Origin of the sequence: [Clostridium] fimetarium (assembly GCF_900111235.1) — a bacterium.
Taxonomy (GTDB): Bacteria; Bacillota; Clostridia; order Lachnospirales; family Lachnospiraceae; genus Clostridium_N; species Clostridium_N fimetarium.
Genome location: NZ_FOJI01000013.1, coordinates 101,944 through 124,956 on the forward strand (window position 1 = coordinate 101,944; position 23,013 = coordinate 124,956).

20 protein-coding genes, 1 tRNA gene, 1 rRNA gene and 1 pseudogene are annotated in these 23,013 nt (G+C 32.4%); 2 read left to right on the top strand and 21 right to left on the bottom strand.

Annotated features, from left to right (window positions below; all coding sequences use genetic code 11):
• Window positions 1-5: 5 nt before the first annotated feature.
• The gene (locus BMY18_RS15695; RefSeq protein ID WP_092455766.1) at window positions 6-1,466 is read right to left on the bottom strand and encodes a phosphate--AMP phosphotransferase; all 1,461 of its coding nucleotides are present in this window, start codon (window positions 1,464-1,466) and stop codon (window positions 6-8) included.
• A 267-nt stretch (window positions 1,467-1,733) separates the two neighbouring features.
• On the opposite strand from BMY18_RS15695, the gene BMY18_RS15700 reads away from it, so the two are divergent.
• Complete coding sequence (locus BMY18_RS15700; protein ID WP_092455768.1) at window positions 1,734-1,970, top strand: hypothetical protein; 237 nt, start codon at window positions 1,734-1,736, stop codon at window positions 1,968-1,970.
• Window positions 1,971-2,300: 330 nt separating this feature from the next.
• Here the strand turns inward: BMY18_RS15700 and BMY18_RS15705 are convergent, their stop codons facing one another.
• The 15 genes and pseudogenes from BMY18_RS15705 to BMY18_RS15775 all read right to left on the bottom strand — a co-directional run bounded on the left by BMY18_RS15705 (window position 2,301) and on the right by BMY18_RS15775 (window position 17,210).
• A complete protein-coding gene (locus BMY18_RS15705; protein ID WP_242941058.1) occupies window positions 2,301-3,002 on the bottom strand; it encodes a S8 family peptidase in 702 nt (233 codons plus the stop codon).
• Between the two features lie 195 nt (window positions 3,003-3,197).
• Complete coding sequence (locus BMY18_RS15710) at window positions 3,198-4,901, bottom strand: recombinase family protein (RefSeq protein ID WP_092455772.1); 1,704 nt, start codon at window positions 4,899-4,901, stop codon at window positions 3,198-3,200.
• A 39-nt stretch (window positions 4,902-4,940) separates the two neighbouring features.
• The gene (locus BMY18_RS15715; protein ID WP_092455773.1) at window positions 4,941-5,555 is read right to left on the bottom strand and encodes a DedA family protein; all 615 of its coding nucleotides are present in this window, start codon (window positions 5,553-5,555) and stop codon (window positions 4,941-4,943) included.
• A 294-nt stretch (window positions 5,556-5,849) separates the two neighbouring features.
• Window positions 5,850-6,323, bottom strand: a complete 474-nt coding sequence (locus BMY18_RS15720) for a heme-binding protein (RefSeq protein WP_170841438.1) — start codon at window positions 6,321-6,323, stop codon at window positions 5,850-5,852.
• Between the two features lie 14 nt (window positions 6,324-6,337).
• Complete coding sequence (locus BMY18_RS15725) at window positions 6,338-7,306, bottom strand: aldo/keto reductase (protein WP_092455777.1); 969 nt, start codon at window positions 7,304-7,306, stop codon at window positions 6,338-6,340.
• 30 nt (window positions 7,307-7,336) lie between these two features.
• Complete coding sequence (locus BMY18_RS15730) at window positions 7,337-8,395, bottom strand: Gfo/Idh/MocA family protein (protein ID WP_092455779.1); 1,059 nt, start codon at window positions 8,393-8,395, stop codon at window positions 7,337-7,339.
• Between the two features lies 1 nt (window position 8,396).
• Window positions 8,397-9,029 (bottom strand): MBL fold metallo-hydrolase, encoded by a 633-nt coding sequence (locus BMY18_RS15735; RefSeq protein ID WP_092455781.1) that lies wholly within the window; start codon window positions 9,027-9,029, stop codon window positions 8,397-8,399.
• Between the two features lie 49 nt (window positions 9,030-9,078).
• Window positions 9,079-10,005, bottom strand: coding sequence for an AEC family transporter (locus BMY18_RS15740; protein WP_092455783.1), 927 nt, complete (start codon window positions 10,003-10,005; stop codon window positions 9,079-9,081).
• The gene (locus BMY18_RS15745) at window positions 10,005-11,138 is read right to left on the bottom strand and encodes a Gfo/Idh/MocA family protein (protein ID WP_092455785.1); all 1,134 of its coding nucleotides are present in this window, start codon (window positions 11,136-11,138) and stop codon (window positions 10,005-10,007) included. Before BMY18_RS15745 ends, BMY18_RS15740 begins: the two co-directional genes overlap by 1 nt.
• A 761-nt stretch (window positions 11,139-11,899) precedes the next feature.
• Complete coding sequence (locus BMY18_RS15750) at window positions 11,900-13,030, bottom strand: Gfo/Idh/MocA family protein (RefSeq protein WP_092455787.1); 1,131 nt, start codon at window positions 13,028-13,030, stop codon at window positions 11,900-11,902.
• Window positions 13,031-13,225: 195 nt separating this feature from the next.
• Window positions 13,226-13,702, bottom strand: a complete 477-nt coding sequence (locus tag BMY18_RS15755; RefSeq protein ID WP_092455789.1) for a hypothetical protein — start codon at window positions 13,700-13,702, stop codon at window positions 13,226-13,228.
• 389 nt (window positions 13,703-14,091) lie between these two features.
• Window positions 14,092-14,271: pseudogene (locus BMY18_RS21815) on the bottom strand (S8 family serine peptidase); the annotation flags it as partial.
• Window positions 14,272-14,491: 220 nt separating this feature from the next.
• Window positions 14,492-15,688: a bifunctional phosphopantothenoylcysteine decarboxylase/phosphopantothenate--cysteine ligase CoaBC gene (gene coaBC / locus BMY18_RS15765; RefSeq protein ID WP_092455795.1), complete on the bottom strand. Its 1,197-nt coding sequence runs from the start codon at window positions 15,686-15,688 to the stop codon at window positions 14,492-14,494.
• 14 nt (window positions 15,689-15,702) lie between these two features.
• On the bottom strand, window positions 15,703-16,470 hold the full coding sequence (locus BMY18_RS15770; RefSeq protein ID WP_092455809.1) for a type III pantothenate kinase: 768 nt from the start codon (window positions 16,468-16,470) through the stop codon (window positions 15,703-15,705).
• A 71-nt stretch (window positions 16,471-16,541) separates the two neighbouring features.
• Window positions 16,542-17,210, bottom strand: coding sequence for an ECF transporter S component (locus tag BMY18_RS15775; protein ID WP_092455797.1), 669 nt, complete (start codon window positions 17,208-17,210; stop codon window positions 16,542-16,544).
• Window positions 17,211-17,390: 180 nt separating this feature from the next.
• On the opposite strand from BMY18_RS15775, the gene arcC reads away from it, so the two are divergent.
• Window positions 17,391-18,323 (top strand): carbamate kinase, encoded by a 933-nt coding sequence (arcC, locus tag BMY18_RS15780; RefSeq protein ID WP_092455799.1) that lies wholly within the window; start codon window positions 17,391-17,393, stop codon window positions 18,321-18,323.
• A 667-nt stretch (window positions 18,324-18,990) separates the two neighbouring features.
• On the opposite strand, the gene BMY18_RS15785 is transcribed toward arcC, so the two are convergent.
• The 5 genes from BMY18_RS15785 to BMY18_RS15800 all read right to left on the bottom strand — a co-directional run.
• Window positions 18,991-20,136, bottom strand: coding sequence for a metallophosphoesterase (locus BMY18_RS15785; protein WP_092455801.1), 1,146 nt, complete (start codon window positions 20,134-20,136; stop codon window positions 18,991-18,993).
• Window positions 20,137-20,476: 340 nt separating this feature from the next.
• Entirely contained in the window at window positions 20,477-20,629 is a 153-nt protein-coding gene (locus BMY18_RS21140; protein WP_170841439.1) for a hypothetical protein, read from the bottom strand.
• A 95-nt stretch (window positions 20,630-20,724) separates the two neighbouring features.
• A complete protein-coding gene (locus BMY18_RS15790; RefSeq protein ID WP_092455803.1) occupies window positions 20,725-22,113 on the bottom strand; it encodes a D-Ala-D-Ala carboxypeptidase family metallohydrolase in 1,389 nt (462 codons plus the stop codon).
• Between the two features lie 540 nt (window positions 22,114-22,653).
• A tRNA-Trp gene (locus BMY18_RS15795) sits at window positions 22,654-22,724 on the bottom strand.
• Between the two features lie 206 nt (window positions 22,725-22,930).
• A 23S ribosomal RNA gene (locus BMY18_RS15800) occupies window positions 22,931-23,013 on the bottom strand; the annotation flags it as partial.

A 23,013-nucleotide genomic window follows, 5' to 3' on the forward strand; every position in this document is an offset into this window, starting at 1 on the left:
AATCACTATAATCGCTTTTCAATAGCCGCAATAATTGTTTCCAATGTTTTAATTCTAGCAAAATATTTGCTGTTAGATTCAACAATCGTCCATGGCGCATTTTCGGTAGACGTGTTCTTTAGCATATCATTAACGGCCACTTCATACTTGTCCCATTTTTCTCTATTTCTCCAGTCTTCTTCAGTGATTTTCCACTGTTTTTCTGGAGTTTCTTGTCTCTGCGTAAAACGTACTAACTGCTCGTCCTTATCAATTTGAAGCCAAAACTTAACTACAATAGCGCCCCACTGCGTTAATTCCTTCTCAAACTCGTTAATTTCATTATATGCGCGCTTCCATTCTTCCTTACTACAAAAGCCTTCAACACGCTCAACCATAACTCTTCCATACCAAGTTCTATCAAATATCTTTATATGCCCCGTCTTAGGGATGTTATTTCTAAATCTCCAAAGATAATGATGTGAAGCTTCTGTGCTATCTGGTGCAGCAATAGGAGTAACATCATAATCTCTAGGGTCAAGACTCTCTACCACACGTTTTATATTTCCACCTTTTCCAGCTGCATCCCATCCTTCATAGCAGATAATAAGTGGGATAGATTTTTTATATAGTTTATATGATAATTTCTGTAGTTTATTTTGTAAATATTCTAATTGAATATTATAGTCCTCTTCCTCTAAATTGCATGACAAATCCACATTGACCAACTTAGGCATCTTAATTAATGGAAATCCCATCTTGCTTGCTATAATTCCTGTTTGCTTTGGCCTCTTAACTTCTAAATCAGCCTTTAATTTCTCCTCAATATTCTTTACTAAAATACTAAGAATACTATACAATGCAACATGCTTATCCATTCCAGAAATTGCATTCCACGGAGCATTCTCAGTGTTCGTATCTTCCAACATCATTTCAAATTTTTTGTAATTTTTATTATAATGCTTATTTTGTTGTAAATCAAAATCATTGACTCTCCAAGCTGAACTTTTCTTCGAACTTAATTCGTCCAATCTACTTTTTTGTTCTTTTTCACTGATATGTAAGAAAAATTTAACAATTAAATAACCATCATCTGTAAGTTGACGTTCAAATATGTTGATGTTTTCTTTCTTAGATTCGCAGTAATTATGATACCAACTTTTATCAAACACTGCAATTTCTCCACGCTGTGGGACCTTCAACCAAAATCTATTAAGAAATGGTAATCTTGCCTCCTCTGCATTTGGCTCATTAACCGTAACAACTTCAAATCCACGTGGATCAAGGTTAAGTATCATTTTACCAACTTGGCTTCCCTTTCCAGACGCGCCCCATCCTTCAAAAACAATCATTACAGGTGTTTTTGATTCCCTTAGTTCCTGCTGCAATACTGAAAGACGTTCCCCTAACAATTTGATTGCCGGTTTAATAGCATCCCTTGTTTCATCTTTGGTAACTGCATTCTTCAAAATCACTTTATCTAACATATAGTTCCTCCTTATGTAACTGATTTAACTCAAGATACCCTTGTATTATATCACTGTAGAAACTAATATCAATCAAAAACTGATTTATTCTAACATTCCAGCAAATAAATAGATTTAGTTCAATTATTAGATATTAATTACTCAACAATGTTATAGCATCAGTAAGTGTATGAATTATTTTATAGATATACAGTATTGTAATAATTTTCCAATTAGTATAAAATATACTTAAACCAATATAATGATTAAAGTGAGGAGAACGATAGAATGGAACAAAGCAATAAGAGGAAAATCAAAGATCATAAGTTATGTGTTTTTATTAATTTGATTTTAATACTATTTTCGACCAATATTTCAAACTCAATTGCATATGGTTTCAATTATGATGCTACAGATGTGGATTGTATTCGCTATCAAATAGCCTTGGTTATAACATGTATAATTATATCTATAAATTCATGCATTTATTTGTTTATATATACTAAAACAGATAAAAAATCTTAATAAATTATAATTCAACACATGATTTGAAACCTTCGTCCTTAGTGCATCAATCAAGGAATTAATGACAGCCATTTCCTCTTGGCTGATGGTATCGTATTGAGCCTGCACACGTAGATTTTCCAATGGATGTTCCTATAAAACTTTCGTTCCTTCAAAATAATTCTCCCTTTCGATTTCATAACCTATAAATTAAGATTATATTAAAGTTGTGAATCATCTATTGTTACTTGTCTGAAAAATGTATGTTCTAAAAGTAAACGAACTACTACAATACAACAAAAAAGGGCAGAACCGACTCTGCCCTTTTAAATTTGCTAATGTTCAAGTACCTCAATTGCTTAATAACCGCTTCACATCCAGCATCCCCCAACCTTGTTGATTTGCAGGGATTTGAATTCTCACTGCTCTATCATGCAAACGCATTTTGACATCCTTAGGTGTCAATTCTGGATATTTTTCCAACAACAATGCAATTGCACCACTGCATATAGGTGCGGCCATAGATGTTCCACTTTTAATTGAATATCCATTATTTGAGTTCAGGCATGAGATGATGTCTGAGCCCGGTGCCACAATTTCCGGCTTAATAATACAATTTTCTGTTGGTCCTCTTCCTGAATAGTGCTTTTTTACAACGCCTCTCTCATCCTTATATTCCACATCATCATACGCACCAACTGTTATAACTTTTCTACTAATTCCAGGTACCGTAACGCTACATTTATCTGGCCCATTATTTCCAGCTGCCGTTACTACAACAATTCCATTATCCCAGACTGAATCAACGCCTTTAATTAATATTGAATCCTCATTCAGTTCTTCATTTGGGGAAGTACCAAAAGAAATATTTAAAATCCTAATGTTATATTTCTCTTTGTTTTTTAGAACCCATTGTAATCCGCTAAGTACGCTTTTAATTTTACCATTACCGTTCTTATCTAAAACTTTAACTGCAATCAGATTGGTTCTAGGTGATATTCCAGTGTACTTTCCTTTTGAGGCGATTCCACTTCCTGCGATTATTCCTGCCACATGGGTGTGTAGTGTTTTTACACAATTGGTTATTATATTAATAATTGTTTCTGTTTATCTGTTCAATAATGATCATTTTTATTTTGTTCATTCTTTCTACTTCACTATTTGTCAAAAATATATTTTTAACAATATATCTTGTCATAGCCTTCTGCTCCTATAACTCTGGATATATTATCAATATACAATGTGAAGTCAAAAGTTCCAGTGAATGACAATTTCTTGTGTATTTTCTTCTGTCGATTCATGTCCCCGCATTTCAACATTTTCCGACTCATTCATTTTCGTTTCATTAATTTGCATTTCTTCTTTTTTTATTTCATTATGCTGCGTCTCACCAATTTCAATTAAAGAGATGAAATCATTCACTAATTCAAACGTTAGCTTGTCAAAATCAGCATATTTATTAACCAAGAAATCCAAATTCTTTCCCCTAACCAACTCCAATTCATATTGTTCGTTTTTACGATCAATGGTTTGGTTTTTATCTTTTAGCAACTGATTATTTTCGCTGAATGTTTTTTTAAGTTCAATATATTCACATTCAGATAAGACTCCCTTGACTTTATCTAAATACAAATTTGAAAGTGCTTTCTCATTATCCGTTATTTCTTTGGAATTTTTAATGATTAGATTTAAATTCTTATCGATTTTATTGTTTATTTCACTATATATTTTAATGTGAGATTTTATTTCTTCAACATTTTCTTTATTTTCAAGGCATGTATAAATTATTTTATGTATTTCTTTTGCAACATATTGTTCTAAATAATCATATCGTATTGAATGCCTCGTACATTCTGTTAATTTACTTTTTTTTGCCAGCTGACACAAAAAATAATCATGTCCATGCGCCAATCGTCCAGAAGTCTTTGTCATTATACTTTTGCAATCTTTACAAATAATCTTTCCAGAAAATACATGCGGTTTATAATTTTTATTATTTATTAGGTGGTTGGGTGAAATTTTACAACTTTTTCTCCTGGTTTTTAATAACTTTTGCACTTTATAAAACACTTCTTCTGATATGATTGATTCATGATGATCTTTGACAATAATCCATTCTTCTCTTGGTGTAATAATTATTTTTTTACTTTTATAGCTTATCTTTTTTTCACGACCCTGCATCAGCCAGCCTATGTATGTTTCATTATTCAATATTCTTTTAATTGTAGTAGTTGACCAGATTCCCTTCTGGGTATATTTGCTATTTGGTGTAGCATAATGAAATCCTTGTTCCTTCTTATACTGGACCGGTGTCGATATCTTTTCTTGTGACAATTTATCTGCAATACGGCTTACTCCTAGCCCATTTAATGATAAGTTGTAAATATATCTAACTACCTCAGCTGCTTGATCGTCAATAATCAGTTTGTGTTTATCCTTTGGATCTTTTATATACCCAAATGTGGGAAATGCAGCAAGATTTTGCCCTTCCTTCATTTTTCTATTAAACACAGCTCTAATATTATTTGACAAATCCTCAACATACCAGTCATTTACCAAGCCGTTAATTTGCCTCGTCTTCTTATTTGCATAAACATCCGTATCAACGCCATCTACAACTCCTATAAATCGAATTCCCAGTAATGGAAAGAGCTCTTCAAGATACTTTTCACTATGCTGCACATTTCTTGTAAACCTGGACTGCGTTTTGCACAAAACGATAGTAAACTTACCTAATTTTGCATTTGCAATTAGTCTTTCAAATTCTGGCCTGTCTTCATATAATCCGCTATAATCGTCATCAATATAGATGCCTTCGGTTTCCATCTCATTTCTATTTGCATAATCGCTCAATAAATTAATTTGATTTTGAATACTTTCACTATTATCATATCGATTTACTTTATTTTCATCCTCCTTTGATAATCTTACATAGAAAGCGGCTCTTTCCATATTAAGTTATACCTCCCCTCTCAAGCATGCTTCAAAATCTTATTTATCTTTAGCCCTTTTAATATAAAATAGCAACCCCGCTAAAACGAGAACAACGAGTAGAACAATCACAGTTATTTGTGTATATAAATCTACTCCGCCCCCAATTTTTTCCCAAGAAGCTCCAGCAGCTATGCCAAGATATACTAATATGATATTCCACAAAAGAGAGCCCATCGTAGTCAAAAGACAAAATATACCGAACTTCATCTTAGCCATACCTGCAGGGATTGAGATCAAACTTCGAATAACTGGTATACAACGACAGAATAAGACTGTACTTTTGCCTTTGCTATTAAACCAATCAGTCGCTTTAAAAACATCTGCTTTTTTAAAATGTAGAATCTGCCCAACTTTTCCTTCAAGTAAGTTTCCAAGACGTTCTGCTGAAAGAAACCAACCCACACCATACAATACCATTGCACCTAACAAAGAACCTATTGTCGCAGCTATAATCACACCCCATGCTGTTAAACTTGTGTGCAGTGTCATAACTCCGCCAAATGTGAGAATGACTTCTGACGGAATTGGTGGAAATATATTCTCTAGCGCAATTAACAATATAATACCGACATATCCATATTGGTTCATAATATCAATAATCCAGCTTTGCATAAATTGTTCTTTCTCCTTTTAGTTGTTTTAAACTTTCTTTTATATATCTTAAAATTAATTTAATATACAAAAAAATAATTATTTATATTACATCTATTCTAATATATGAATTGTAAATTTATATATAATTAGAATTCATAAAAGTTATTTTATCTTGGTTAATACTAATAATCTTAGTATTACTTTAATTTGTAACTCTAAGTCAATAATATAATATTCTCAAATATTAAAACTGCAAAAAAAGCCATGCAACCAATATCTGCATGACTTTTTTTATAGTTAATTTGTAACCTTTTACATTTTGAAATCTCTTTCCAAAACATCAATAATGATTCCATGATCCATTGTATGCGCAAATCCAGATACCGTAATCGTTCCGATTGCACCATCACAATTTTTTAATCGAATTGGAAAAGCACCGCCCACTGATACATATTCATAAGGTGATAAGCTCCATTTCTCATCCATTGTCATTCCTATATCTGCCAGAAAATAATAGGCCCACAGACTGCTATGACCACTATGAACTGCTATTTTTTTCTTTCTTTCAATCATCAAATCATTACTTGGTGCATTTCCATTGCTTGAATAATGAAATAAACATCTTCCAAATGCAAATATATCAATCGCTATCTTATTATTACGGCTTTTTGCTTCTGCAATAAGTGCATTCCCTATCTTTAAAGCCATTTCTGAGTCAAATTCGTCAAAGACTAATTTATTCTCCTGTTCTTCCATCAATTCCATTAATTCATGATCTGTTTTCATGTTCTTCCTCATTTCTATTTAAAGTAATTAGTACGTCCATTCAATAATTCTTTTCCAATTTCTTCGCACTTTATCATTGTATCATCATCTAATGAGATTCCATTCATTGCTGTTATATTTTGCTGAAGTTGTTCTAGTCGACTGACTCCGCTTATGACAGAATCAACATAAGGATGTGCGATACACCATTTCATTGATAATTCCAACAAAGAAATTTCTTTGTCTGCCGCTATCTTTTCCAATTTCTTGATAATCTCAAAGTTTTCAGATTTCCAATAACGAGCCATATAATTTGCCTTTTCAGCAAATCTTCCTTCTGTAGGTAGTTGATTAAAGTCGTACTTTCCACTTAATAGACCGCCTGCAATCGGATTATATACAGTCATACCCAAATGATGTTTTTGAATACATGGTACTAACTCGGATTCAACCTCCCTGTTCAGCAGATTATATAAGTTCTGTGTAACTATCGGTGCAGTAAAGTTTCGCTTATCTGCAGTTCCTAACATATCGCTTACTTGCCAAGCTGGGAAATTACTAATTCCGATATATCTTACTTTACCAGAACGAACTAAAGTTGTCATTGTATCAAAAGTTTCTTCAAAGTCAACATCATCGTCCATTGCATGTAGATAATAAATGTCAATATAGTCGGTCCGTAAATTCTTGAGGCTGTTATCTACCTGCTTTAATATATGGCGCCTGTTTAATCCACTGTTATTGACTTCATCTCCTACTTTGAACCGAACCTTTGTTGCAAGGATAATCTCTTCTCTACGGCCTTCTAAAGCCTCACCAACAATACGTTCACTTTCACCTGCATTGTAAGCATCTGCAGTATCAATAAAATTAACACCATTTTCAATTGCATAATTAATAATTTTAAAACTATCTTCTTTACTTGTCTGTGAACCAAACATCATAGTTCCTAAGCACATTTCAGATACCTTTATACCTGTTCCATTCATTTTTTTGTAATTCATTACTATCTCCCTTCATTCCTATTATGTTTTCTACATCATCCAATTTTGTGACTGCATCTTAATTTCCTGATTTGGATTTGCCAAGGCTTCCTGCATCAAAATTGTAATATATGCATCCTGCATTGCATCCGCAAGCGGATAGACTTCTTTACAAGTCAAGCTATATTCCTTCATTCCTGACATTAATCCTGCAATCGCAGTTTCATCCTCCGAAAGTCCACAATCATTATAAGGGCACTGATATACGCTTTTCCCTTCAAACTTTACGCTCTCAATCTGGCCACTTTCAAACTTTTCTATCGTTATTTCAGACTCATGTGACATATTTTCTTCATCAAGATAACGAAATGTATCGTTAACCATTTCTCCTTTGATGCCCTGAACCTGCATATAGAGACTTCGGATTGTTGAACGATACTGAATCGATGAGAAATCATAAAATGCCATTTTTCCATTTTCAAATTCAAATGTAAGGCGATCTCTTTCCTTATCAGCCACTCTGCCATCAAACAGCGATTCATAGCGAGTTAACGTTTCCGTTACTGGATATTTATGCTTTTTCCCATATATCGTTACATTTTCAAAGCCAGTACCTAGTATCTTTCGAATAATGCTTGCTGCATGGTAGTCATGTATTGCGCTAATTGTGACATTATATGGGTCGCCCAAAATCTTGCTATCTAATATATCTAACTTTCCTTTATAAGTAGGATAAAGAAAATACTGTTCTGCTACCTGCAATTTTGCACCTTGTTCATGCATTTGCCACAAGTCTTGCAGCTCTTCTAATTTCAAACTTGGAGGTGTTTCGCAAAGTACTGCGAATCCTTTTTTCATCCACTCTTTACTAACCTCATAAATTGAAGTTTTATTGACAGCAACCACCACGAAATCCGGACTATAGGAGACACATTCTTCGATTGACGTCGTTGTATGAATATTATTTTCGCGTGCAATCTTTTCGGCCTTTTCAGTCGTTCTGCAGTACATTGCACATAGTTCAAACATTTCTGGCAATGCTTTTGCAATCCTTACGTAATACATGGAGCGCCATCCCGAACCAATAATGATAAATTTACTCTTTCCCATATCAATTACCACCTTCACCTTCTATGTACGGATTATGAATTCGCTCATGCTCCATCGTTGTTTCTTCCTTGTGTCCAGGAAATATATGATAATCTCCTTCTAATTTAGAAAGCGCATTTATGGATTCAATCAGTTGTTTTTCATTTCCACCTGGAAGTGTTGTTTTCCCATGGTTCTCTCTCAACAGTGTGTCTCCAGAAAAAATGCAATTATCTAATATAATAGCCATTGATCCATCTGTATGCCCTGGCATTGCATAGAATTTGAAATGCAGTTCCTCTACCCAGATTTCATCATTTTCATGCACTAATATATCTGGTGTGACCTTTTTGTATGGTTCTATTACATATGGTCTAGAATTGATTAAAGCTTCATCTGCAAGCCTTGATGCATCTGTTTTGGATATAACCACAGGTATATGATATTCATCTTTTAAATCACTTGCAGCTAATATATGGTCTGTATGACCATGCGTAATAAAAATATACTTTGGTATTAAATTATTACTTTCAATCACCTGCACAAATTTAATTGCACAATCTGCAGGATCTATAACTACACAATTACCGTTATCAGACGCAATAATATAACAATTTGTGTGGCACGCACCCAATACTATTTTTATTATTTTCATATAAATTAGCCTTTCTTATATAAATTATGATTATTTAAATTTAAAATCATTATGTGAGAAGCAAAGAAACTACAATTGGTATCGTAATCACTGATAAAGCTGTTGAAACAACAATATTTCGAATAAGAAGTCTTGTATCAGAATGATGTTCATTTGCAATCATCATTATTAAAGCAGCTACTGGCATTCCATTTGTTATTGTAACAATACTTGTCATGTAATCGCTCACTCCCAATAGTTTGCAGATTGCAAATGACAATATCGGTAGAACTAATAAACGCACGCTTGAAAATGCATAACAATGCCAGTCAAGCAAAGATTCTTTCAATGGATACAATGCTAATGTTGAACCTAGAAGAATCATTGACAAAGGCGCAGTAACATTTCCCACCATATAAATTGTGTCATATACAAATCCAGTTATGCGAAATCCTGAAGCAAAAATAATAAAAGCAAATATTGTTAAAACGAATCCCGGATTCACAAGTTTTTTCCATTGAAGTTTTTGTTTATTATCATTGTCTGCTTTTGCAAAACACAAAACTGCATATGTGTAAGCAAATATATTAAACGAAAAATGCAACATAGAAGAATAAAATACTGCTCCCATTCCAAGTATTGACTGCAATACTGGATATCCCATAAAAGCATTGTTTGAAAATACAAGCATGCATTCATAAACCGGCCTGTCCTTCTTTGGAAAACGACATACAGTAACGACTAGCTTTCCAAACAAGATAAATCCTATATACATCAAAAATCCAGCTCCAAGAATAATTAAAACCTGTGCTCTATTATCAGTTGAAGCACTTAATGATGATGCTATAATCAAAAGGGGTGCCGTAACCTTTGCTATGAGAGATGATATTTTTATATTAGTATGTGTATCTAAAATACCAACTTTATTTAGTATAAAACCTAGAATCAGTATGAAAAATAGCTTCAGCATTACCTGAATTATCACTTGAACATCCATTAAATGCTCCCCTTTTCCAACGCAATATGCTCTTGTAACATTTTATCATATACAAATGCATCAATTGGAAATGTTATTTTCTGATTCAGCCAAGCAGACATATATGCTGCATTTGAAATTTCCAAGGTGTTGCTACCATCTTTTCCTGAAGCAATCAGATCTGTTCCGTCTAAAACAGCTTCGCTAAAATTATTCAGAATAATTTCATATGGTTCACTTGGTGCATCACAGATAATCGTCTCGCTTGTTGTCTTCATGTTATCTCTAGTATTAATCTTTGCTGTCATTCCATATTCCACAGCATCCGCTTCATTTCTTTCGACTTCTATTTTATTACCATACATACTGATTTTTCCCTTAGAGCCAATGATGGAAAGCTTTTCCTCACGTTGTATTTCTCCAGTCGTCAAGATAAATACGGCGCTTTTCTTATTTGGATATTCCATAAGTAAGGTTGCTTCATCATCCACTTCAAAGTCATTGTATTTTCCAAATGGGATATCAGCGATTATTGCTTCTGGCATTCCAAACATCCACTGCCAATAATCCAAGATGTGTTGTCCTTGATTGATTAGAGCACCACCACCTTCTCCAGCCCAACTGCTTCTCCAACTTCCAGATTCATGATAGAACTTTGTTCTGTAATAAATGCTGTTTTCAAGAATCATACGATCAATCGTTCCAATTGTATTCTCCTGCAATAACTGTTTTAGCTTTTTAATGACTGGATATGTGCGAAGATGAAACATCATTGCATATTTTTTTCCTGCCTTATAAGCCGCAACTTCCATTTTTTTAGCATCAATTAATGAAACGCCTGCAGGTTTTTCACAAAACACATGTTTCCCCAGTTCAAATGCCTCAATAGCAAGTTGTGGATGTGACTTATGTGGTGTCGTTATTAAAACCGCATCATATAAGTCTCCATTTGAAAACAATTCATCGCTGCTCGAAAAAATCTGCACGCCATCATTCAGATTTTCTCTTACCCACTTTTTACTATCCTCACTTCTTGCACATACCGCAGTTAAGACCATTCTTTTCACTTTTCCATCGTTAATCATTGTCGCATATTTCATACCCATATTACCAACTCCAATGATTGCCATTCTTACAATATTATTTTCGCTCATTTGTATGCTCCTTTAATTATGCTTTTATTAAAACCTAGTATTATCTTTTTAACACTTTTTAATATTTTTCTAGTCTTACTCTTCTACTATTAAGTATTGTATCTTTCTCTTTTTATTATTGACTTTTCTTGTTTTTTATCTTATTTTATTTTTAGGATTCCATTAAGACTCTATTAAGACTCTATAAATACAATTATATAACAATAAATATGTATTTCCACTAATTTTAAGTTACAAAGCAAACTATTTACAGATATTTTCTTATTTAGATTATATTATGATATATTCAAACTCAAATGTAACTCGAATGTAACGCGAGATGCCACTTTGTAAATCAAAAAGCAATCTTTGCAACTGATATTATGATATTTTTACAATATTATTATTGGTGGTTTATGGATGTGTTTATAAATGTATTTTAAATATGTTTATGAATGTGTTTATGGATATATATAGGATGCGCATCTAGATGAGTATATGGATGCATATACGCGGATCACCAGAAGATAAAACCTAAAAAACACTATCAATCACAATCTCCCGTAATCAACAGTGTAAATTATTATACTTTTTTTAAGACCCAAATTTGATTTAATTATCAAAACCAATTTCACAATGTAACCCGTGAATAATGATTTATAAATATGAATTTCGTCGCAGACCGGCTGAAAGTAGCGCAGCTACTTGAAGGAAAGGCAAGACAAATCCATATTTATAAATCATTATTCACTCGATTCCCCCCTGTCCAATACTTTTTAAATTCAATCAAATTTTTCCTGCTCGATATGTTCCTTTAACAATTTTTCATAAACAATTTCGTCAATTGGCAATGTTATCTTTTGATTAAGCCATGCAGACATATAAGCTGCATTGGTAATCTCCAGCGTTTTACATCCATCTTTTCCTGTTGAAATCAAATCTACTCCATCCAAGACAGCTTCACAGAAATTATTAAGCATTTTATCATACGCTTCTTCTGGCGCATCACACTCAATCGTCTCTCTTGTAGTATTCATATCATTTCTGCTGATAACAGTAGCTGTGCGACCATATTCTAAAGAATCCATAACATTTTTCACGATTACGATTTTATTACCGTACATACTTATTTTTCCCTTAGAACCAATGATGCAAAGTCGCTCCTCCCTTTGTATTTCACCTGTTGTTAGAATAAATAGTCCCGTTACCTTATTCGGATATTCCATGAAGATTGTTGCTTCATCATCAACTTCAAAGTTGTTATACTTTCCAAACGGAATATTCGCGAATACTGCTTGGGGACTTCCAAACAGCCACTCCCAATAATTTAGGATATGCTGCCCCTGATTAATTAGTACGCCCCCACCCTCCCCGGTCCAGCTGCTTCTCCAACCCGCAGATTTATGATAATAATTAGTTCTGTAGTAATTACTGTTTTCAAGAATCATACGATTAATTGTTCCAATTGTATTTTCTTGTAATAGTTCTTTCAACTTTCTAATTACTGGATAGGTACGGTTATGATACATCATTGCATATTTTTTACCTGACATTTCCGCCGCTGCTTCCATTTTCTTTGCATCAATCAATGAAACGCCTGCCGGTTTTTCACAAAATACATGCTTTCCATGTTCAAACGCTTGTATGGTCAGTCTCGGATGTGATTTATGTGGTGTCGTTACCAAAACCGCATCAAATAATTCCTTATGTAAAAAAAGTTCATCGCTGTTTGAAAAAATCCTAACGTCTTCATTTAAGTTTCCCCTTGCCCAACTTTTACCAATCTCACATGTTTCACATACTGCAGTTAATATCATTCTTTGAACTTTACCATCTTCAATCTTTTTTGAATATTTTTTCCCCATATTACCAATACCGATAATAGCAATCCTTAAAACATTATTTTCACTCATATACTGACTCCCCCTTTTGTTATATTTCAATATTCCTTATTTAATATTCTTATTTCTATATATACCATACATACACTCAATACTGTAGCTTGCTTTTGCAAAAGAAACATCAAAGAATGAATTCTTTCATACTTTTGGGTAAAAATAAGCACTATAAATTACCATACCTGTAATCAATAGCGCTTAACGTTAAACTTAATATTCTCGAATTTGACTATGCTTATTTTTTTTACCTTGATTCAAATTCTTTACTATAAAATACACGCATAAAGAAGTAAGTGGAATCCATATCGAATACATTGCTACCCAAAACCAAAACGCTGTCATTGCTTTTGCACCTGCTATATTTTCCCCCATGTAATATAAAGTGATTTTACCGTCTTGATTCGCAACTATTGTAGACGTTAAATCTATGTAATGTTTTGTTCCCAAATCATCTTGCACCGCAACACTTGCTTCACCATTTTTGTATTCTGTCACAACTGAATTACCACTATACTTCAATATTAATTCTTTACTGTTCATATAAATAGTTAACCCAAGACACAATACCATTAATAAGCCTAATACCACCCATATCTTTGCTTGTGCCCAATTTTCACTTTTCTCCTCTTTCTCCGATAGATGATAATTATTTTCGTAATCAAATCCTTCAAATCCTGCATTACTCATGTTCAAAATCCTCCCTTTATTATATTATAAAATTGTTAGCATTTTTTCTAAAAAAAGTTAAAAAAAATGCCACAAAAATAAGCTAATATTTTTGCAGCTAAAAAACTATGTAGTTATAGATTGATTATCGATTTTACAAATATTAATAACAGTATCTCTCAATACTATTCCCCAAACTATTAGCTAACGCATTTCTAACTGCCCTTATTATATTCGATTATAACTTTCTTATCTAAATTTGAACCCTCATTCAACTAGAGATATAATTTAATATAGCACATAATATATATTTGTCAATTTCTTTTTTGGCTATGATAAAATTCAATTTGGGAGACGCGATAAAATTTAAAAATATTCTAAGTTCAATATTAGTGTGTATATCAATATCGCACATGTGAACCATGACCATTATCATCATATGGCATCATTTGTCCATTTACAAAATCAACGAAACCTATAATTCTATTTTCAAAATCTATATGTCTATATATACCAGTATCCAGAATAGCAACACCAATTGCTTTCTTTTTACTTGTCACATTTATATTATTACCAGTAGTATCATTTATACTGCTATTATTACTTGTAATATGACTATGAATTTTACTTTTACTATTATTTCTACTATTCCTACTATTCCTACTATTTCTACTATTCATATTTTCACTCATCACGGCTTTAATGTTTATGTTAATTCTATATTATTCGAAATCCTTGTATTGTGTACTTATATCCGAAAAGTATTGTTTGATCTATAAAATATCTTTGGATTTTTTAGAACTATGATATTTAATTTTTTTTATGCTTTAAAATATAATTTAAAATTTCATTGGATACTTCATCCTTACTCATTATCGGGTGCTCAATCGTCTCATTGGCTGTAATAAATGTTACTATGTTCGTATCCGTCCCAAATCCAGCACCATTATCCTTAAGATTATTGGCAACTATCATATCGAGATTTTTCTTTGTAAGCTTTGCCTTGGAATTTGCAATAACATTCTCAGTTTCCATTGAAAATCCACATAAGAACTGATTTTCTTTCTTGTTTTCACCAAGATATTGCAATATATCCTGAGTACGCTCTAGTTGCAGTGACATGTCATTATCTTTTTTCTTAATCTTTTCATCATTGATTGTTTTTGAACGGTAATCAGATACCGCTGCAGCCTTTATAATGATATCTGCATCTAAATAGTTCTGCTCTACTGCATCAAACATATCCTTGGCAGATTCAACATCAATGGTATTTATAAATGGAACGCTTGAGATATTGGTTTTTCCGGTTATCAGCGTCACATTAGCGCCTCTTAACATACAATTTCTAGCAATTGCATATCCCATCTTTCCAGTAGAATTGTTACTGATGAATCTAACTGGGTCAATTTTTTCTCTAGTCGCGCCAGCTGTAACTAAAACATTCATTCCAACCATATCTTTTTCGTATGCGACTTCCTTCAAAATATAATCAAGCAAAACCTGTTCAGAGGGTATCTTTCCTTCACCAATATCACCACAAGCAAGGTATCCTGTATCAGGTTTGATAACTTCCATCCCATAATGTTTTAGCTTTTCTATATTATCCTGAACAATTTGATTCCAATACATATTCGTATTCATGGCTGGTGCAATTATTTTATGACATGTACATGCCATGATAGTTGTTGTAAGCATATCGTCTGCAATGCCATTTGCTAACTTTCCTATAACATTAGCAGATGCAGGTGCAACAAGAACGACATCTGTATTCTTTGCCAAAGCTACATGTTCGACACTATACTGAAACCCCCTATCAAATGTATCAATAAGACACTTATTACCAGTAAGTGTTTCAAATGTAATAGGATTAATGAAATTAGTTGCATTCTTTGTCATTAACACATGGACATTACAATTTAGTTTTTTAAGCATACTCGCAAGATTAGCCATCTTATAAGCCGCGATACTTCCAGTAACTGCAAGTATTATATTCTTTCCTTTAAGCATATTTATCTCTTTTCTTAATCAACATTTTTGTCATAAATTATCTTTAATCCTTTTAAAAGCAATTCATTATCAAGTATTATATTTTTTTTACACAACGGAACAATTATTTTTGCTAAGCCACCAGTTGCTACCGTCGTCATAGAATGTCCAACTTCACTTTCGATTTTTTCAATCATACCATCAATGCAAGATACATTTCCATAAATAATACCACTCTTCATGCAATCTATGGTATTCTTACCAATAACATTTTTAGGTGGCTCCAAACTAATTCTTGGAAGTTGGGCTGTTCTTGAAACAAGTGAATCCAATGAAACCTTAACACCTGGTAAAATAGCGCCACCAATATAATTCTTTTTGTCATCAATAACAGAAATTGTAGTTGCCGTTCCAACATCAATTATTATCAATGGTGCTCCATATTCTTTAATTGCTGCAACCGCGTCCACTACAAGATCGCTGCCTAGCTCTTTGGGATTATCTATCAGTATATTAAGTCCCGTTTTCAAACCTGGTCCAACGATTAATGGAGTTACACCAATGATCTTTTCAATCGCACTCTTAACTGTATTAACAAGTGATGGAACTACAGAGGAAATAATTGCACCTTTAATATCGGAGCTGTTAATATTATTTAATTCTAATACTGTCTTAAAACCAATTGCATATTCTAGCTCGGTCTTTGACGAGTCGGTAGAGAGTCTTTCTTCAAAGCAAACCTTCTGGTCATTGATACAACCTATAACAATATTTGTATTTCCCATATCAATGGCTAAAATCATATTTTTACTATTTTTCAAATCATTCATTATTTCATTTTTCATATTTTCACATCACTTTTCTATTCATTTCACTACGAAATTTTCTGTTTAAAAATACTTGATAATACTTTACCAATTGCAGTTACAAGAACAGCTGCAACAATTGCTTCCGGAATACCGACTGTTCCAACTATCGTTAAAATAAAGCCGTACAATGCATCTAATGCAATCCCTTTTGCAGATGCATAATTCTCACCAAATAAGAAATAAATTCCACTCATTACAAGTAATGTATTTGTAAGTGATCCTGCAACACCTGCACAAGCAAATGCTACTACATTACTTCCTTTAGCATTCTTAAACAATCTACTGACCAAACGAAAAACATAATAAGCAACAACGCCAATCAATATACGTGGTACAAAGCAAACGATAATGCTTGCAAAATTCCCATGCACATCACCCAAACTGTAAAATGGTGAAAACACAAAGGATGTCACACCGGGATTAATCATTGTATTGTTAATCATGCTTGTCAGCCCAAACACACCACCTAAAAAAGCGCCTCTCTTTGGACCTAAAAATAGTGCCCCTAGAATTACTGGTATGTGGATCGTAGTTGCATTCATGAATCCCAATGGAATATACCCTAGATATGGTATAAATGCCATTGCAATAATAATGGCTACGAAAAGTGCCGTGAGCACCATTTCTTTTGTTGATTCTGAGTTGTAATTAATCTTTTCTGTCTTATAATTCATTTCTTTTCCTCCTGTTATCATTCTTCTTGAGAAGATACAATACATGCTAAATTATTATAATATTATTTCATATTTATAACAAGACTATTATTTAAACAAAAACAATTAATTTGTTTGCGTTTTCTGTTAGAATATTTTATAATTAAGCTATCATTTACTAGATAAAGTGAGGAAATAGATATGGAAAACAAAAAAATTGTTGTTGCTCTTGGACGTAACGCCTTTGGTGATACATTTCCTGAACAGCAAGCCAATGTAAATAAAGCTGCTAAAGCTATTGCTGATTTAGTTGAGGCAAAATATCAAATTGTAATAACACACAGTAATGGTCCACAGGTTGGTATGATTCAAACAGCTATGACAGAATTCAGCCGATTAGATTCAAAATACACAGTTGCACCAATGTCTCTTTGTGGCGCTATGAGCCAAGGTTATATTGGATATGATCTACAAAATGCAATTCGTACAGAACTTCTTAACAGAGGTATCTATAAAACCGTCTCTACAGTCATTACTCAGGTGCGCGTTGATCCTTTCGATCCTGCATTTAATAATCCATCTAAGATTATTGGACGTTATATGACAAAAGAAGAGGCTGATGTAGAAGAAGCAAAGGGAAATTACGTAGTAGAAGAAGATGGCAAATACAGAAGAATTATTGCTTCTCCAATGCCTATTGACATTTATGAAATCGACGCAGTTAAAGTTTTGATTGATGCTAATCAAATCGTTATTGCCGCCGGTGGTGGTGGAATTCCTGTATTAGAACAAGGCACTAAGTTAAAAGGCGCAAGTGCAATCATTGAAAAAGACTATGCTGCTGAAAGACTTGCGGAATTAATTGGAGCAGGCACACTTCTATTCCTTACAGCTTATGATAAGCTTACAATAGGTAGTGGTACACCATCCGAAAAATCATTTGATACAATATCTGCGAAAGATTTACAGCAATATATCAATGAAGGGCACTTCCAAGCAATCACTACACTTCCTAAAGTCGATGCTTCTATTCGCTTTGTTTCTATTAATTCAGACAACAAGGCAATAATAACAAGCTTAGCGAATGCAAAAGATGCATTATTAGGTAAAGCAGGAACTACAATTACTGCTTAGTTCATTTCAAAATATATTAGAAGCAATGCTCCTATTTCGATTTATATTAGTTCTGCTTTTAGTAATTATAATTTCATATAAGAAATCCCCACGAACATTTTATTGTTCGTGGGGATTTCTTTTTTATTTAATTATACTGCCATTTTATTGATACGATAACCACAAATATTATTTCTTTAATTATAATGATTTTATAACATTAATTTTAAATAATAATGGTAGAAGGTTATTTTTGGGCAAAAAGAAGAAGATGAAGTTTAAGGGGGGACTTCATCTTCTTGCGAGGGGAACAATATATATAGTCAAGAGTGCTGGGGGGCAACTCTTTTGTCTGAATTAAATACTGTTTGAGCAGTAGGTTTATTATATCGATTATCAAATAAAAAGTCAATACTTTCATCTGATAAATTATTGCCAAAATTTTACACATTAATACAAATATTCTTGTAAAATTTACTATATTCGGTCAGAAAAGGTAATTTCCACGAGTAAATTCAATAATCTATTATTTCTATATCTGAAATGCAAACGTACAAATGTTTGTTTTATATTTATATTATAACATAGTATAACAAAAAATGAAAGCCTAAATCCCATAGATTACAAATTACATTTAATTACATTAATTTACATTTATATACATTTGCTACATTTATAATTACGATTTTCAATTTTGTTTATTGTTTGATTTTGTTATATCGATCACATCATATTCGGAATGAAATCCAGTCCTTATAGGATAACCCCATCCAGAGATTCCAGAAGATACAATGATCTGTAAATCACCAATCTTTTCATATCCGTAATTAAATTCAACCAAGCCAAACATTTGACTAAGAACTCCTGTAGGCCAAATCTGTCCTGCATGAGTATGCCCTGATAATTGTAAATCAAACCCTAATTGGCTATTTTTCTTTAATTCGATTGGTTGATGGTCAAGTAACAGTATCAATTTATCTTTATTAATATTTTCGATAAGGTCTTGTCCACTTATTCTTTTAGCATCCTTAGTAAATGATGCATCATCTCTTCCAACAATAACAAAATCATCATTTATTTCATAAGATTCATCCACTAATAAATGAATACCATTGTTATTGATTGATTCCTTTAATTGTATTTCATCATAATAAGGTTTAGATGAGTACGTTGATAAATCATGATTCCCATATATGATAAAAGTTCCATATTCACTATGGATATTTCCAAGCAATTCCATTGCTTCTTCCATTTCTTCTAGCGTTGTAGACTCATCTACAATATCACCACATAATATGACAACATCTGGATTTGTTCCTTCTATTTCTTTGCTTACTTTTTCTAATTGTTCTTTATGCAATATAGTACCATAATGCAAATCTGCTATCATTGCAACTCGATAACCTTCTTGACGAATATTTTTTTCAGTATGTATTCTATAATCAGTTTCAATTATATTTGTCATATTCATATATCCATAACAAAATATAAGTAATGTAATTAAAATAGGAGCTAATCCACTTTTATATATTTTTGACCAAATCAAGTTATTTCTTATAACTTTTCTTTTCTTATCAATGATTTTCTTAATTCCATTAACTAATTCCATACAAAATGACAACGCTAAAATGTGAAATATTACCAGTGCTGGGATACCCCAGATATTAATACAACAAATAGTAATAATCACAGTTATTATTGTGATAACGATTTTTACTGATTTTATATTAATATCAATTTTCAAAAACTCTGCCATTCTCTTAATATAGATATTTAGATATATTCCAAGTGGTATCAATAGTATTAATGGTATCAATAAAAAATATATTAACATTTATAAATTTCCCCCTATCATTTAAAGCACTTTATTCTCTTTTTATTTATTTTTCTAAAAACATCCTTAGCTTGTATCATTTTTTTCATAATTCAAACTCCAAACAGACTATTTTTTCTCATTTTCCATATGCGTTGCACTCACCGCCGATGATTGAACACACAATAATGTTCTCTGATAGTTTCCGGTACTTCTTTTTTATATATTATTTTTTATATATTATTTTTCTTTCTTATATTCCTTTATATTTATATTCTATCATCTGGAGTGAACTTTAAGTCAAGCTTTTTTATTTTAGGGGAATAATAAGATTGCATACCTAGTACTAAATCCAGGATATTCAATTATATACTTTTATATAATTGAATATTCTTACACTTGTAGTTAATTGAATTAATATTTCCTGACACGCTTTCATTTCTTTAATTTCCTCAGTATTTGTTTTACTTCTTTTAATTGTTTCTATTAACACTTTTACTTGATCATCGTTCACGATATTATCCCACCTTTCATAGTTACGCAAAATAAAAAGAGTGGTATTATTTCAACCACTCTACATCTCAAATTCTTTATTTAATTTATTTCAATTTACTTCAATCCTAAAATAATTTCATTATACTTATCATAAGCATCTTTCATAGCAACTCTATTTAACTCTTGAGCTTTATCCATAGTAGGTTCATCAACTGAATGAGCTTCAATTAAAGTATATAATCCTGTAGAATCATCTTTCGTAACATTATAATATCCAGTCCATATAGAAGAGAGAGAAGTATTAAGTTGTGTTTCAGCGTCAGATTTAATTAAACTCTTTCTCTTTATTTCAGCTAATCTAGCATTCTCATCATCAACTTGCTGTTGTGCTTCTTGTGCCAATCTAATCTGTTCATCAATTATTGCTTGCTGTCTTTCTTGTTCAATACGTGCAAGACGTTGTTCTTCAGCTAATCGTTGTTCCTCTAAAACTCGATATTCTTCTGCAATTCTTTGCCTTTCTATTTCTGCTAGTCTATTAACTTCTGCAATTCTTGCTTCTTCGATTAACCTTTTTTCTTCAGCAATACGGTTTTCTTCTGCAATTCTTTGTTCCTCGGCAATACGATTAGCCTCAGCAATCCTATCCGCTTCAATTTGAGCTAAAGTATTACGATATGTATTAGCTTCAGTAGAATTATAAATACCATTTCTAATTTCATCAGTCGTATAAATCATCCACAAATCAACTTCATATTCTTCAGATGGTCTACCTAAATCGGAAATATATAAATCCCTAACCATTTGTTTCTTTTCTAATATCTCAGGACAGTTTAACAATGTATCTCTCATTATTGATTCAGCCATACCATTTAGCAATGCATTTCGCCATCCGTTTTTTCCTTCTTCATCAGGATCACGACCTAATATTTCATTATATGCTCTGACTATCATTTCATCTATATTAGAAGTATCTGTGTTTTGTTGAGGTTGTTCTACCACATTATTTTCTCTAGAGATTCCAAAGTATGCATATACATCTCTGTTTCCATTTGAATCAGTTAGATTAGGACAACCACTTACTCCTTCGTCACCTCTCCAAAATCTATCAGCATCATCTACATGAGTTGTGTTACGATTTCCACCACAGTTTGCACCGATATTCATTCCCATATCTTCTGCAAAACAGCTAATAATTGAAGATGGAACTAAGTTTCCATTTGTATCACATTGATAATAGTCAGAAGCGTGTCCCGTTGTATGTTGGTCATATTCACCACCACCAACTTCTAGTGAATGTTTTCCATTTCTATATCCACTTGTAATAACTGTTGATCCACCAAATTTATTATGTGACGCTTCTAGGTATTCCAAAAGCCTATCTGAAATAAGAATCCTATCAATGACTTCACCATTATTCATTACACATTTAAATTCACTAAGTTTAAAATGAGCTGCTAACTGAACATCTCCATTTGATAAAAAATATTCTCTTACTGCCATAGTTTCAATCCAACCTTTCTATTTAGATAAGTGGGTTTTAAGTTATATATTAATTTTTACATAAAAAAAGAACCTTTTTCGGTCAAATTTATCCAACCAAATGGTTCATCTATTAGTTTTGATATATTAATTTGTTCTCTGCCTACTCTGACTTGTAATTGCATAAGGTATATACTATAGCTTTAATATTAATTATTTTATTTCTTATTTTCTCTTTCTTCATATGTTCATAAAAATTTTCTGCCTGGTTCCTCAATTCCTAATGCATTTTTTTGTATATAATACATCATCTCATTAATTTCATCCCGTAATTTACTAATATTTGTCGCTAAATAACCATCTTGTGTACATCTTGTTTTTCGTAAATACGACCATTTGCACATAAATAAAGACACTAATAACTGTATTTCTACAATTAAGTAATGTCTTTATTTACACCTTCAAATTAGCTTGGTTCCCGATAGGGTGATTGATTTTTCTTGTTCTTTATTACAAGTTCAAGAAGTGCCTTTCTATGATGTCTGTAAGGTCTTTCAGTAACAGGGGTGGAGAGAATCGAACTCCCGCCAAAAGTTTTGGAGACTCCTATCATACCATTTGACTACACCCCTATATTAAATTAAACAAACAATAAATTGTTTGTTCCTTCAAAACTGCATATTAAATATATCTATCATCCGTTTTTTTATCTTTATCTCTAAAGATAACTCTCTTGTATGTTCTATCCTATGACCATTGTCTTTGCTTCGCAAAGCCATTTTAAGTTGCTACGCAACTTATCTTAACTTTACTTTTAGTAGCAAAAACAATGTTTCGCTTGGTTAAGCCCTCGACCTATTAGTATTAGTCAGCTGAACACGTTACCATGCTTACACCTCTAACCTATCTACCTCGTAGTCT